At 55.6% G+C, this 12,002-nt stretch carries 13 protein-coding genes; 4 read left to right on the forward strand and 9 right to left on the reverse strand.

The genetic code is table 11. From position 1 onward, the window contains the following. Positions 1-87: 87 nt before the first annotated feature. A complete protein-coding gene (tcyJ, locus tag VZP09_RS12220) occupies positions 88-888 on the reverse strand; it encodes a cystine ABC transporter substrate-binding protein (protein WP_004141135.1) in 801 nt (266 codons plus the stop codon). A 200-nt stretch (positions 889-1,088) separates the two neighbouring features. Here tcyJ and amyA point away from each other — a divergent pair, with 200 nt between their 5' ends. Continuing rightward, the gene (amyA, locus tag VZP09_RS12225) at positions 1,089-2,576 is read left to right on the forward strand and encodes an alpha-amylase (RefSeq protein WP_004899206.1); all 1,488 of its coding nucleotides are present in this window, start codon (positions 1,089-1,091) and stop codon (positions 2,574-2,576) included. Between the two features lie 41 nt (positions 2,577-2,617). Here amyA and yedD read toward each other — a convergent pair whose 3' ends face one another. Next, positions 2,618-3,052: a lipoprotein YedD gene (gene yedD, locus VZP09_RS12230; RefSeq protein WP_004189223.1), complete on the reverse strand. Its 435-nt coding sequence runs from the start codon at positions 3,050-3,052 to the stop codon at positions 2,618-2,620. 372 nt (positions 3,053-3,424) lie between these two features. On the opposite strand from yedD, the gene rcsA reads away from it, so the two are divergent. Continuing rightward, positions 3,425-4,048 (forward strand): transcriptional regulator RcsA, encoded by a 624-nt coding sequence (gene rcsA, locus VZP09_RS12235; protein WP_004180447.1) that lies wholly within the window; start codon positions 3,425-3,427, stop codon positions 4,046-4,048. A 32-nt stretch (positions 4,049-4,080) separates the two neighbouring features. Here the strand turns inward: rcsA and dsrB are convergent, their stop codons facing one another. Then, a complete protein-coding gene (dsrB, locus tag VZP09_RS12240; RefSeq protein ID WP_002911586.1) occupies positions 4,081-4,272 on the reverse strand; it encodes a protein DsrB in 192 nt (63 codons plus the stop codon). A gap of 133 nt (positions 4,273-4,405) precedes the next feature. Between dsrB and VZP09_RS12245 the strand changes: the two genes are divergently transcribed. Next, positions 4,406-4,627: a YodD family protein gene (locus VZP09_RS12245; protein WP_002911589.1), complete on the forward strand. Its 222-nt coding sequence runs from the start codon at positions 4,406-4,408 to the stop codon at positions 4,625-4,627. Positions 4,628-4,926: 299 nt separating this feature from the next. On the opposite strand, the gene dgcQ is transcribed toward VZP09_RS12245, so the two are convergent. After that, the gene (gene dgcQ / locus VZP09_RS12250; RefSeq protein ID WP_328795173.1) at positions 4,927-6,606 is read right to left on the reverse strand and encodes a cellulose biosynthesis regulator diguanylate cyclase DgcQ; all 1,680 of its coding nucleotides are present in this window, start codon (positions 6,604-6,606) and stop codon (positions 4,927-4,929) included. A 115-nt stretch (positions 6,607-6,721) separates the two neighbouring features. Further along, on the reverse strand, positions 6,722-7,633 hold the full coding sequence (locus tag VZP09_RS12255) for a DUF808 domain-containing protein (RefSeq protein ID WP_002911591.1): 912 nt from the start codon (positions 7,631-7,633) through the stop codon (positions 6,722-6,724). A gap of 183 nt (positions 7,634-7,816) precedes the next feature. Here VZP09_RS12255 and yedA point away from each other — a divergent pair, with 183 nt between their 5' ends. Then, the gene (gene yedA, locus VZP09_RS12260; protein ID WP_016529443.1) at positions 7,817-8,728 is read left to right on the forward strand and encodes a drug/metabolite exporter YedA; all 912 of its coding nucleotides are present in this window, start codon (positions 7,817-7,819) and stop codon (positions 8,726-8,728) included. Here the strand turns inward: yedA and VZP09_RS12265 are convergent. From VZP09_RS12265 to drpB, 4 genes are all read right to left on the reverse strand, one after another. Then, positions 8,703-9,197 (reverse strand): very short patch repair endonuclease, encoded by a 495-nt coding sequence (locus VZP09_RS12265; RefSeq protein ID WP_015874955.1) that lies wholly within the window; start codon positions 9,195-9,197, stop codon positions 8,703-8,705. The two genes, yedA and VZP09_RS12265, sit on opposite strands and share 26 nt — an antisense overlap. Continuing rightward, a complete protein-coding gene (locus VZP09_RS12270) occupies positions 9,178-10,578 on the reverse strand; it encodes a DNA cytosine methyltransferase (RefSeq protein WP_004175390.1) in 1,401 nt (466 codons plus the stop codon). The genes VZP09_RS12265 and VZP09_RS12270 overlap by 20 nt, the downstream gene beginning before the upstream one ends. 76 nt (positions 10,579-10,654) lie before the next feature. After that, positions 10,655-11,362 carry a phosphohydrolase gene (locus tag VZP09_RS12275; protein ID WP_002911594.1) on the reverse strand — a complete coding sequence of 236 codons (708 nt, stop codon included), beginning with the start codon at positions 11,360-11,362 and terminating at the stop codon, positions 10,655-10,657. A 42-nt stretch (positions 11,363-11,404) separates the two neighbouring features. Beyond that, complete coding sequence (gene drpB, locus VZP09_RS12280) at positions 11,405-11,686, reverse strand: cell division protein DrpB (protein WP_004151461.1); 282 nt, start codon at positions 11,684-11,686, stop codon at positions 11,405-11,407. Positions 11,687-12,002 lie beyond the last annotated feature (316 nt).

Raw genomic sequence — 12,002 nt, forward strand, 5'->3', positions numbered from 1 at the left:
CTGACTCAGTTATGCTTCATTATGCACACAGTTACGCGCTAAATAAAAAAAGGCGCTTCCAGGAGCGCCTTTTTTCACCGCTGTCCGTTATTTCGTCACGTCAGCGCCAAACCATTTCTCGGACAGCGCCTTCAGGCTGCCATCTTTCTGCATGTCTGCAATCGCGCCATCTACCGCTTTCAGCAGGTCGTCGTTGCCTTTACGCAGCGCAACGCCAGCTTCCTGACGAGAGAAGGCTTCGCCGGTTACCGCCAGCGTATTGTTGGTTTTCTTCACCAGATCCAACGCCGCCAGACGGTCTACCAGAATGGCGTCAATACGGCCTACACGCAGATCCTGGTATTTGGTGGGATCGTCATCATAGGTACGGACGTCCACGCCCTGGACATTCTGACGCAGCCACTCTTCATAGTTAGTGCCCAGTCCGACGCCCACTTTCTTGCCTTTCAGATCCGCCGCGGTTTTAATTACGCCTTCGTTACCCTTCTTCACCAGCGCCTGCACGCCGGAGACGGTATATGGGGTGGAGAAATCGTATTTCTTCTTACGTTCGTCAGAGATAGTGACCTGGTTAATCACCACGTCGATACGCTTGGAGTCCAACGAGGCCAGCATACCGTCCCACTTGGTCGGTTTGAGATCGGCCTTCACGCCAAGATGTTTCGCCAGTTCGTTAGCGAATTCCACTTCAAACCCGGTCAGCTTGCCGTCATCCCCCTGAAAACTAAAGGGAGGGTAGGTGCCTTCGAGGCCCACGCGTAGGGTGCCGCGCTCTTTAATCTGATTGAGCAGGTTTTCCGCCGCAAAAGTTTTCACGCTGACGCCAGCCATCAAAACAACGGCCATCGCGCCCATCATCGCCTGACGACCCAGAAGTGCTAATTTCATAGATACCCCGAAGGTTAGGATTTTCCTGTAGTGTAAGGCGCTTAACGCCCTGACACCAACATCGTTACGCTACATCTTATGCAAATTTATTATATATGATCCGCTTTAGGGTATAGCGAAAATCAGGGCTTTCCTCACCCTTTTTGCTGGATATCTCCCATACTGCTAAGGTCAGCCTGTTGACGTCTGGAGCATGGAAGATGAAAAACCCCACCTTATTGCAATGTTTTCACTGGTACTACCCCACCGGCGGCGAGCTGTGGCCTGAGGTCGAAGCGCTGGCGCCCAGCCTGAATGAAATCGGCATCAATATGGTCTGGTTGCCACCCGCCTACAAAGGCGCCTCGGGCGGTTACTCCGTCGGCTATGATACCTACGATCTCTTTGACCTCGGCGAGTTTGATCAAAAAGGGTCTGTCGCCACCAAATATGGCGACAAAGCGCAGTTGCTGGCGGCGATCAACGCCCTGAAGGAGCACAATATCGCCGTGCTGCTGGATGTGGTGGTCAACCATAAAATGGGCGCTGATGAAAAAGAGGCTCTGCGCGTTCAGCGCGTCGATGAGCAGGATCGTACGCAAATTGACGAGGAGATCATTGAGTGCGAGGCATGGACGCGCTACACCTTCCCGGTGCGCGCCGGACAGTATTCGCAGTTTGTCTGGGACTACAAATGTTTTAGCGGCATTGACCACATCGAGAACCCGACGGAAGACGGTGTGTTTAAAATCGTCAACGATTACACCGGCGAAGGCTGGAATGAACAGGTCGATGATGAGCTCGGCAACTTTGACTATCTGATGGGCGCCAATATCGATTTCCGCAATCATGCAGTGACCGAGGAGATCAAATACTGGGCGCGCTGGGTAATGGAGCAGACCGGCTGCGACGGTTTTCGTCTTGACGCGGTCAAGCATATCCCCGCCTGGTTTTATAAAGCGTGGATCGAGCATGTTCAGGAGGTGGCCCCGCAGCCGCTGTTTATTGTAGCGGAATACTGGTCCCATGAAGTGGAGAAGCTCCAGCAGTATATCGACCTGGTCGAGGGCAAAACGATGCTGTTTGATGCCCCACTGCAGATGAAATTTCATGAAGCGTCGCGCCAGGGCCGCGATTATGACATGAGCCAGATTTTCAGCGGGACGCTGGTCGAAGCCGACCCTTTCCATGCCGTCACTCTGGTCACCAATCATGATACGCAGCCGCTGCAGGCCCTCGAGGCGCCGGTTGAACCCTGGTTCAAGCCCCTCGCCTATGCGCTGATCCTGCTGCGGGAGAATGGCGTGCCCTCGGTCTTTTATGCCGATCTCTTCGGCGCTTCCTATGAGGATACCGGCGGCGACGGAGAGACATATGCCATTGAGATGCCCGTTATCGAACAACTCCACGAGCTGATCGACGCCCGTCAGCGTTTTGCCCATGGCGTGCAAACCCTTTGGTTCGATCATCCTAACTGCATCGCCTTTAGTCGTAGCGGTACTGACGACGATCCAGGCTGCGTGGTGATCATGTCCAATGGCGATGAGGGCGAAAAGACGCTGACGCTGGGCGAAAACTATGGCTACAAACGCTGGCGGGATTTTCTCGGTAACCGGGAAGAGATTGTCGAAACCGATGGCGAAGGCTGCGCGACCTTTACTTGTAACGGGGGGAGCGTGAGCGTGTGGGTATTAGAGGAGGTGCTGTAGTTCCCTGACGCCGGGCGGGCCAGCTATGGCCCGCCAAAATCTCAGCGCGTGGAGGCCGGCGCGCTGACGGGCCCCGTCGCTCGCGCTTTGGCCCACGCCTTCTCGCACTCCGGAGTGAGACGTTCAACACGGGACAACGTCATCCGATCGTAGGAGATCGTGTTGCCCTCGCGCTCGACAGGATAGATGTCCAGGGAAGCGGTCACGTTGTAGATCTCACTGTCACGATTCATCAGTTTCCCCGGCTGCGCAATCACGCGCTGCCACTGGCGGCAGTCGAAGGTGTCCCCTTCTTTGGTGACAATCAGGCTGGCAATGGCGTCAGGACTCATCATCGCGCTCTGCGGCCCTTTCGTTTGCCAGAAACCTGCAAGGCCAGCCGGCGCCGGCGCTTTAACCACGTCCTCATAACGATCAACCTGTACGCAACCGGCCAGCGCCACCACCATGCCAGCAAAAAATAACTTTTTCATCATTCATCCCACAAGCCGATAAAAAAGTATTGTGGCATTAAAGCGTTAAGCCTTCCACCCCCACCGCAAAGGGATAAGCGAGCAAGCTAGCAACCGCTAACGTGGGTTTCATTTGAAGTAAGGAAATTCTGAAAGTAAAATAATACTGGGCGCGTAACCATAGCATCTATGGGCACTTTTTGTTTTTAATTCGGTCACACTACCGGTTCTTGACTTTACTTTAAGAGTTTTCCTGGCAAATTATATGCATAGATGCGGAATAGTTTAATGGAGCTAATGGGTTCTTTCTAAACCTACTATTATTATCGCCCGCAAGGACTGCTTCGCACAGCCAGTGCGAAGTGTATATCGTTACGTGTTGATTGAGGATGGGTCATGTCAACGATGATTATGGATTTGTGCAGCTATACCCGGTTGGGATTGACGGGATATCTGACCAGTCGGGGAATTAAAAAACAGGAAATCGTTGAGGTCAACAATGCTGCGGATCTGCAGAAACACTGTACGTCGTGTTGCCCGGCGGTGGTGTTTCTGAATGAAGACTGTTTCGTGCATGATGATGAAAGTAATGGCATTATTCGCCAGATCATTACGCAAAACCCGGCGACGCTGTTTGTTATCTTTATGTCGCTGGCGAACATCCATTTTGACCGCTATTTGCGGGTACGGAAGAATCTGCTAATCAGTTCAAAATCGATAACCCCAAAAGACCTTGATGTTATTCTGGTTAATTATCTTAAATACAAAAACACCAGTGTAGGGCAGTTAACTTTACCGACATTGTCACTGAGTAAAACAGAATCAAATATGCTGCAAATGTGGATGGCCGGGCATGGTACTTCGCAAATCTCAACGCAAATGAACATCAAAGCGAAGACGGTATCGTCGCATAAAGGCAATATTAAAAAGAAAATACAAACGCATAATAAGCAGGTGATTTATCATATCGTTCGGCTGACCGAAAACATCACCTCCGGTATTCAGGTAAATATGCGCTGAAACAAACTGGCGGCGCTCCCGCCAGTTCAGTTTTACGAGACCTCTTTTTCCACGAAAATCCCATCCGGGTGGCCTATTTCATTAAAAAACCAGATCCCCAGAGGATAGTCTTCCAGTGAAACCAGATACATCGTTCCTTCACTAAACGACTCAATCGCCAGCACTACCCCCGATCGACGTGGGCCACCGTCGGTCTTCACCGTGACACGATCGTTCACCTGCATAATCATCTCCTCTATATTTTCAGCCAGTGTAGAACAAAACCACGCAACTCGCAGCGTCGCGGCACGTGACTGGCGCTTTTTTAGACCGGCTATACTTAGAGAGGCTTGAGCAACGCTCAGCGAGGGGGTAATGATGAAGCACCAATTAACAGGCCAGACCGGGGACGACCTTGACGTCAACGTAGATGCCCTGCTGGCGGCGATAAATGAGATCAGCGAAAGCGAAGTCCATCGCACGCTGGACGACCCGCAGCGCGCCAGCATCGATGGCCGCGGGTCACATACCTGGCGTGAGCTGGCGGAGGCATTCGAACTCGATATTCACGATTTCAGCGCCAGTGAAGCCAACCGTTAGCGGCAGGCGAAAAAAATCCCGACTCGCAGGAGTCGGGATCAAACTTGCTAATGCAAGAAGCACTTGAAAATTCGTTACACCGGGAAATCCGATGCGTTGAAACATTATCCTCAATTATTTTGCATGACAAGAGATATTCATGACGCAAAATATTGAGAATGTTGGCGCCTGGTGACTGACCGGGCTGCAAGGCTGATGTGAGAAGGCTTAGCCGCAAACCGGTTTCATTCGATAGCGCGATCGCCTGCGATCACTTTAAGATAATTCTCATTTTGCCAATCGGCATCGAAACGTTTTACTCACGCTGCGCTGCGAAAACAGACCTGGTTACGCCCATTTTGCTTGGCCAGATAGAGTCGCCCATCGGCCACCGACTGCAGCGCTTCAAACTGATACTCCCCCCGCTCTTCGCTGGCGCTCACCCCTAACGAGGCGCTAACCCGCAGCGTCACGTTGTTATGCAAAAAGACTTCCCGTCCCTGGATACGCTGGCGCAATCGCTCCGCCACCGCCGCCGCTTCCTGCAGGGTGGTATTCGGCATCACGATACAAAACTCTTCTCCGCCCACTCTGCCCAGCAGATCGCCCTGCCGAACCGCGCTGGACAGCGTACTGGCCACCATCGACAGCACCCTGTCCCCCGCCTGATGACCATAGCGATCGTTGATGTGCTTAAAATGATCCAGATCGAGCTGGATCACCGCCAGCGGCCGTCCGCTGCGCTGGCAGTCGCTGGCTACCGCCATCGCCTGTTCAAACAGAGCCCCGCGATTGAGCAGGCGAGTCAAGGCATCGTGCCATGCCTGCCACTCCAGCGAGGTTTGCAGAACGCTCATGTTGCGGACCATGCGGCGGATCACCAGCCAGGAGAGCAACAGCATCAAGGTGAAGAGGACCCACATCAGGGTCAGGGCGATGGTGATGGTGCCAAAGTTCCCGCGGACGCCTTCCCGCAGAGTGTGGATCCGCAGCAGCACGCCGTCAAAATTGCGCAGTTTGGCCCAGCTGATATAGCGCGTCAGCAGACGCAGCCCTCCCTGGTTATCATGGACAAACGCGCGGCTCAGCAGCTCCTGCTCGCGCGGGGACAGCAGGGTCAGGACATTCCCCGGCGCGGAAGAAGCCAGCAGGTTCAAATGGCTATCATAAAGTTGGTACTCTCCCTCTTGTCCCCCCTGCATGGCGCTAACCAAAAACGCTTTGATTTCACTGACTGAGAAATCCATCGCCAGCACGCCGCGCCAGTAACCGGCAAAATCCAACGGTATCGAAGCGGTGACCACCTGCTCTTCCAGCTGCGGGTCATCGTCAGGAAAGGTTTGCCAGATAACGCCTCGCCCCGGATTATTTCGTTGGGTCTGGCGGGTAAACCACGGAGCGCCGAGGGCTTGGGAATAGTGCGTAATCACCTGCGACTCATCCCGCAGCGGCAGGGTCGAGGTAAAAAAGCCGCTACGAGAGATATACTGCATCCGCTCGGCGAAATCGCGATCGTGCTGCGTCAGATTTAGCAGATAACCCAGCTCGAGCGTCGCCATTAGTTCATCAGCCGCCAGCGGATCGTCCACCAGCAGGATAGGGTTGTGGCCAGCGACGCTGCCTGAGATGCCAAACACCGGCAGCGTACGCCGATTCGGTAGCGCCACCCGCCAGGCCTGCTGATGGCGCTGGCTCAGATAGCGTTGGCTGGCCTTACGCAATACATCGATATCAAGCGGCTGTTCGAGCGCCGCCTGCATCCCATGGCGAAAAAACATCATTCTGTCGATGTTGAACTGCAACAGTCCATCCATTTCATGAGCGACGTTAGACAGATTGTTACGCTGGTTGGCCTCGTAGGCCTCTTCCAGGTCATTGATTTCACGCCAGATCAGCAGCGTGGAGAAAAACACCACTGCGATAAAACAAGCGTTAACCACATGCGCCGGGCGAGCCAGGTGGTAGCACTTTTTTAACTTCAACCGCAGTGGCTTATCCATCTTTCTCTCGCAATACGTTGCGCAAACCTCGCGGCGTCAGCGCCCCGGTCTCTGTCGATACCCGGGGCGTTTTCAGGGTAGAACACGCGGCGCCGTTACGCTGCGTTTCGCCATGCTACTTTCCAGCGCCACGCAGGCTGCTCACCGCCTTAACGCCCGCCAGCACCACCGCGCCGATGATAAAACCCAGCACCAGGTTGGCGACGACCGGCAGCGTGGAGGCCATCACCCCACCCAACCCCGCGCTCCAGTGCTCGATGGCATGATGCAGCGGCGCAATACCGTGAACGACTATCCCCCCGCCGACGAGGAACATGGCCAGCGTCCCGACGATGGACAACACCTTCATCAGGCGGGGAGCGACGGCCAGGAGCCCTTTACCCAGCCACTGCGCCAGCGCACTACGTTTTTCCGCCAGCCAGTAACCCATGTCGTCCAGCTTGACGATCACCCCCACCAGGCCATACACCCCGATAGTGACCAGAATCGCAATCCCCGAAAGAATAAGGATTTGGTTAAGCAGCGGAGCTTCCGCCACGATGCCGAGGGTAATGGCGACAATTTCCGCGGACAAAATAAAATCGGTGCGAATCGCGCCTTTTACTTTGTCACGCTCAAAGGCCAGCGGATCGCGCTCCGCCAGCGCGGCGAGACGCTGCTGCCGCCGTTCAGGATCCTCTTTGTGTTTCCGCGCTTCCAGACTGTGCAGTACCTTCTCCACCCCTTCGAAACAGAGAAACGCGCCGCCCAGCATCAACAATGGCGTAATCGCCCAGGGGATGAAGGCGCTGATCAACAAAGCCAGTGGCACGAGGATCACTTTGTTAACGAACGACCCTTTCGCCACTCCCCAGACCACGGGCAACTCGCGATTCGCCCGCACGCCGGTAACCTGTTGGGCATTGAGAGACAAATCGTCGCCCAGCACCCCCGCCGTTTTTTTCGCCGCTACCTTGCCCATCACGGAAATATCGTCCAGCAGCGTGGCGATATCATCAAGTAATGTTAAAAGACTACTTCCTGCCAAAATGATTTTCCTTCTCTTTTCATCAATGTCTCCCTCGAGTATGCGTTAAAAAACGGCCGGTGCCCAAGGTACAATTAGTCAATATAAATTTAACAACCTGACGCAAATTAACCACTCGCCAGCACGATAGTTTTCACGTTTACTATATGTCCCCTTTCTATCTCTGCACCGTCGTGAGGAAGTATGTCTACCCGTCAGCTTTTACCGCTCATCGGGGCGCTGTTTGCGCTGTATATCATCTGGGGCTCTACCTATTTCGCTATCGCCGTCGGGGTCGCCAGCTGGCCGCCGCTAATGATGGCCGGCATTCGTTTTCTCGCTGCCGGCGTGCTGTTGCTGGGGTGGCTACTGGCCACCGGCCATAAGCTACCGGCGCGTCGTCCGCTGCTTAACGCTGCGCTGATCGGCGTGTTGCTGCTTGCGGTTGGCAACGGCTTCGTGACGCTGGCTGAACATCAGCACGTCCCCTCCGGCATCGCGGCGGTGATGGTCGCCACCGTACCGCTGTTCACCTTATGCTTCAGCCGCTTTTTCGGCATCGCCACCCGTAAACTGGAGTGGCTGGGCATTGCCATTGGCCTTGCGGGTATCGTGATGCTCAACAGCGGAGGCAACCTGAACGGCAACCCCTGGGGCGCACTGCTGATCCTGATTGGTTCCCTAAGCTGGGCCTTCGGCTCGGTTTACGGTTCGCGAATCGTACTGCCGACCGGCATGATGGCGGGGGCAATCGAGATGCTCGCCGCCGGGATCGTCCTGCTGGTGGCCTCATGGCTGAGCGGTGAAACCTTAACCCGCGTCCCTTCCTGGTCCGGGATCGCTGCCCTGGCCTATCTGGCCATCTTTGGCTCGCTGATCGCCATTAACGCCTACATGTTTTTAATCCGCAATGTCACCCCGGCGGTCGCCACCAGCTACGCCTATGTTAATCCGGTGGTCGCGGTGCTCCTCGGTACTGGGTTCGGCGGCGAGAGCCTGTCGCTCATTGAGTGGCTGGCGCTGGCGGTGATTATTTTCGCCGTAGTGCTGGTGACGCTGGGGAAATATCTCTTCCCCGTCCGCAGCGAGGCTACTCCTTGTAAGGCGTCGAAGTAGTCGTCAGTTCGCGGATCCCCTGCGTATCGATCTGCGCGTCGTGTCCGGCGCCGCAGATCCACTCTTCCAGACGCTCGGTGAGCGCCGCATCACTCAGCCTAAGGCGCCCGCGCAGGGCGCATTCCCAGATGATTAATACCCGCCAGCCCTCTTCGGCCAGCTTTTGCCGGTCGCGGGCGTCGCGCGCCACGTTACCGGCGATTTTGTCCAGCCAGAATGCCGTGCGGGTGGCCGGCACCTTAAACAGATAACAGTCATGGTGATGCCAGAAACAGCCGTGAGTAAAGATAACGCAGCGGTAGTCGGGTAAGGCGAAATCGGGGCGTCCCGGCAGCGCGCGATCCTGGGCGACAAAGGTGAATCCCGCCCCGGTCAGCAGCGCCGCTATCCGCTTTTCAATCGCCGTATCGCGCGTGGCGATCGCCCGCATATTTTTACTGCGCGTCGCTTTATCGTGAACATCCGCCATCATTATCATCCGCTTCGCGGCGCGCCACCGCCTGAGCGATGCGCGGCGCCAGGAGTTTCGCCACCGCGGCGAAGACCGGAACCACCACCGAGTTGCCAAACTGACGATAGGCCTGCGTATCCGATACCGGGATGCGAAAACGCGCCCCCTGCGGGGATTCAAAGCCCATCAGCCGGGCGCATTCGCGCGGCGTTAACCGGCGAGGGCGCCGCTGTTGATTCAGCGGATCGTCAAAATGCTTCTCACCGAGCGGCCGGTCCCAGCCGCGATCGACGAGAATTTCGGCACCATCTTTATAGTAGCGGGCAGAAAGCGTCCGGGCCACGCTGTGGGGATTGGCGGGGTCAACCAGGCCATAACCAAAGCCATTGCCCCGCGCCTGATGCTTGCGGGCATAACGATAAAGATATTTCCACAGCACCGGCGTAAGAATAAATTTCGCATCGACCGTCGGCTCCAGTAGCTCGCCAAATGTTGGCCGCACCGCCGGGTACTGCGCCGCGATGTCGCGCAGCGTAAATCCAGCATGCAGCTGCAGATCGCGACGGAAACCCACCAGCACGATGCGCTCCCGGTGCTGAGGCAAGAAATGGCGCCCGTCAATCACCTTCGGGTCATCCGGCCCGGTATGCCCCGCGTCAGCTACTTCATATCCCAGCTCATCCAGCGTCTGCATGATGATACGGAAGGTGCGCCCCTGATCGTGGCTTTTGAGGTTTTTGACATTCTCCAGCACAAAAATCGCTGGCTGACGAGCCGCGATAATTCTCACCACGTCAAAAAACAGCGTTCCCTGGGTTTCGCAGGCAAAGCCATGCGCACGGCCCATCGCATTTTTCTTAGAGACGCCGGCAAGCGAGAAAGGCTGGCAGGGGAAGCCAGCCAGCAGCACATCATGCTGAGGGATAGATTCACGAATATGCCGCGCCGCCTCCTCGTCGCTAACGTCAGAACGTTGGCTGAGGGTAATATCACGGATATCTTCATTAAAACGGTGCTGCTGCGGATCACAGTACCAGTTGGCCTTATAGGTGCGTACCGCGTGCTTGTTCCACTCGCTGGTGAAAACGCACTGCCCGCCGATGGCTTCAAAACCACTGCGGATCCCGCCAATACCGGCAAACAGATCGATAAAACGGAACCCATAGTGCGGATGATGGGCCGGCGGCGAAGGCAGGAGCGTCGCCAGATGAGCAACTTCCTGCGGGCGCAAACGCTCCGCCACGCGGCCAAGCGCCACCACGCGCTTGAGGATCGCCGCGCTCCAGTGCTGTTCGCCGACGCTCACCAGTTCGGCAACCAGCGTTTTTACATCGTAGATCGTCATCAGCTGACGCAGCAGCGCCTCAGCGTCTTCCCCGGCCTGTTCAGCCAACGACAACGACCTGTGTTCCTTGCTTAACTTTTGCGGCATATCCTCAACCAACGCGGACGATTTTGGCAGAGAGTACCATAAATCACCGGTCGGTTGACGCCTGCGGTGCAAAGCGGCGCAAAACCGCTTCATCCAGCGCCAGCGGCTCCCCCTGCAGCTCCGCGCTGAGCTTAGCCATAAATTCGACGAGAAAACGGGCATTATGCTGCGCCATCGCTTTCCCCTTGTCAGTTTGCATGGTTTCCGGCAAGCGCAGAAGTTTGCACTGGAAATGGTCGAGGGCATATTTGCGGTCATCCAGCGCCCGCCGATCAGCAAAAGGATCTTCGGCATCAAACAAGATGGTATTCAGGGCGCCGGCGACAGCGAAGACCCTCGCCAGACCAATGGCTCCCAGCGACTCGAGTCGATCGGCATCCTGAACTATTTTCGCCTCCAGCGTGCGCGGTGGGATCGCCGCGCTGAAGCTGTGCGCCTCGATGGCATGGCTGACCGCCGGGTAACGATCCGCAGGAAAATCAGCAAAGGCCGACTGCAGAATGGCGAGGGTTTTCTCGGCGGCCATCATCGAGGATCGACTTCGCTCCGGATGATTTTTTGGCAAGCTGACGATGTCATGAAAATAGCAGGCCGTGAGGAGTACCAGCCGGTCGACTTCCTCCCCCGCGGCCAGCTGAGTGGCGGTCGCCCAGACGCGACGAAAATGGGACAGATCGTGTGCGGCGTCATCCTGCGCATGGTGCGTCAGTATCCAGCGCTCAAATCGTTGCTGCCAGTCAACCAGGTCCATAGGCTTTCCTTTATCTGAGGGTCAGCCTCGAGCATAGCAATTTTAGCGCTGATGATCCTGCTCGCCGCGGGATGGACGCGTATACCAGACGACCGCGCCGAGAATAGAGCCAATGCCGCCGAGGACCAGCATGCCCAACAGGGCGCCAAGCCATTTCCCGGCCGTTGTTCCAAAATCACCCTCCACGCTGGCGCCGGGAACGCTGTGAATTTTTCCCACTACCCACCAGTAACGCACAATGACCCAGACACAATATCCGCAAAAAGCATACAACGCCCAGAGCGCAAGTTTCCCTCCCGGGCTGCGTTTTGCCTGCTCTTCCATCTCATTCCTCTCCGTGACACAACAGACTATTGTCACTCAAAACGTGACACGCATCACATTATACCGCTAACCTGCGTCACAGGCAGCAGTTTCATCTTCGTCTTCTGCGCCTTCTCGCGACTTATGCTGCCAATGCGCACAAGCTGAAGAGATTTCCTTATTATCTCCCGTACGCTGAAAGCTATTCATTCCTTAATTATCGCAAGCTGGGTTGATAATTCCCTGGATATTTACATTCACACAAAATAAATTTCCATAATGAATAATGCGCCTGATTATTATTTGTGCAATTTATTTCATAAAATTCACAACGANC

Origin of the sequence: Klebsiella sp. EMBS2024 (genome assembly GCF_036233805.1) — a bacterium.
Taxonomy (GTDB): domain Bacteria; phylum Pseudomonadota; class Gammaproteobacteria; order Enterobacterales; family Enterobacteriaceae; genus Klebsiella; species Klebsiella pneumoniae.

Excerpts from the sequence above, each read along its gene's own strand:
- VZP09_RS12265 (WP_015874955.1), bottom strand. The coding sequence starts at position 9,197 with ATGGCGGATGTTCACGATAAAGCGACGCGCAGTAAAAATATGCGGGCG.
- rcsA (WP_004180447.1), top strand. The coding sequence starts at position 3,425 with ATGTCAACGATGATTATGGATTTGTGCAGCTATACCCGGTTGGGATTG.
- dsrB (WP_002911586.1), bottom strand. The coding sequence starts at position 4,272 with ATGCAGGTGAACGATCGTGTCACGGTGAAGACCGACGGTGGCCCACGT.
- amyA (WP_004899206.1), top strand. The coding sequence starts at position 1,089 with ATGAAAAACCCCACCTTATTGCAATGTTTTCACTGGTACTACCCCACC.
- yedD (WP_004189223.1), bottom strand. The coding sequence starts at position 3,052 with ATGATGAAAAAGTTATTTTTTGCTGGCATGGTGGTGGCGCTGGCCGGT.
- VZP09_RS12275 (WP_002911594.1), bottom strand. The coding sequence starts at position 11,362 with ATGGACCTGGTTGACTGGCAGCAACGATTTGAGCGCTGGATACTGACG.
- VZP09_RS12245 (WP_002911589.1), top strand. The coding sequence starts at position 4,406 with ATGAAGCACCAATTAACAGGCCAGACCGGGGACGACCTTGACGTCAAC.
- drpB (WP_004151461.1), bottom strand. The coding sequence starts at position 11,686 with ATGGAAGAGCAGGCAAAACGCAGCCCGGGAGGGAAACTTGCGCTCTGG.
- tcyJ (WP_004141135.1), bottom strand. The coding sequence starts at position 888 with ATGAAATTAGCACTTCTGGGTCGTCAGGCGATGATGGGCGCGATGGCC.
- dgcQ (WP_328795173.1), bottom strand. The coding sequence starts at position 6,606 with ATGGATAAGCCACTGCGGTTGAAGTTAAAAAAGTGCTACCACCTGGCT.
- yedA (WP_016529443.1), top strand. The coding sequence starts at position 7,817 with ATGTCTACCCGTCAGCTTTTACCGCTCATCGGGGCGCTGTTTGCGCTG.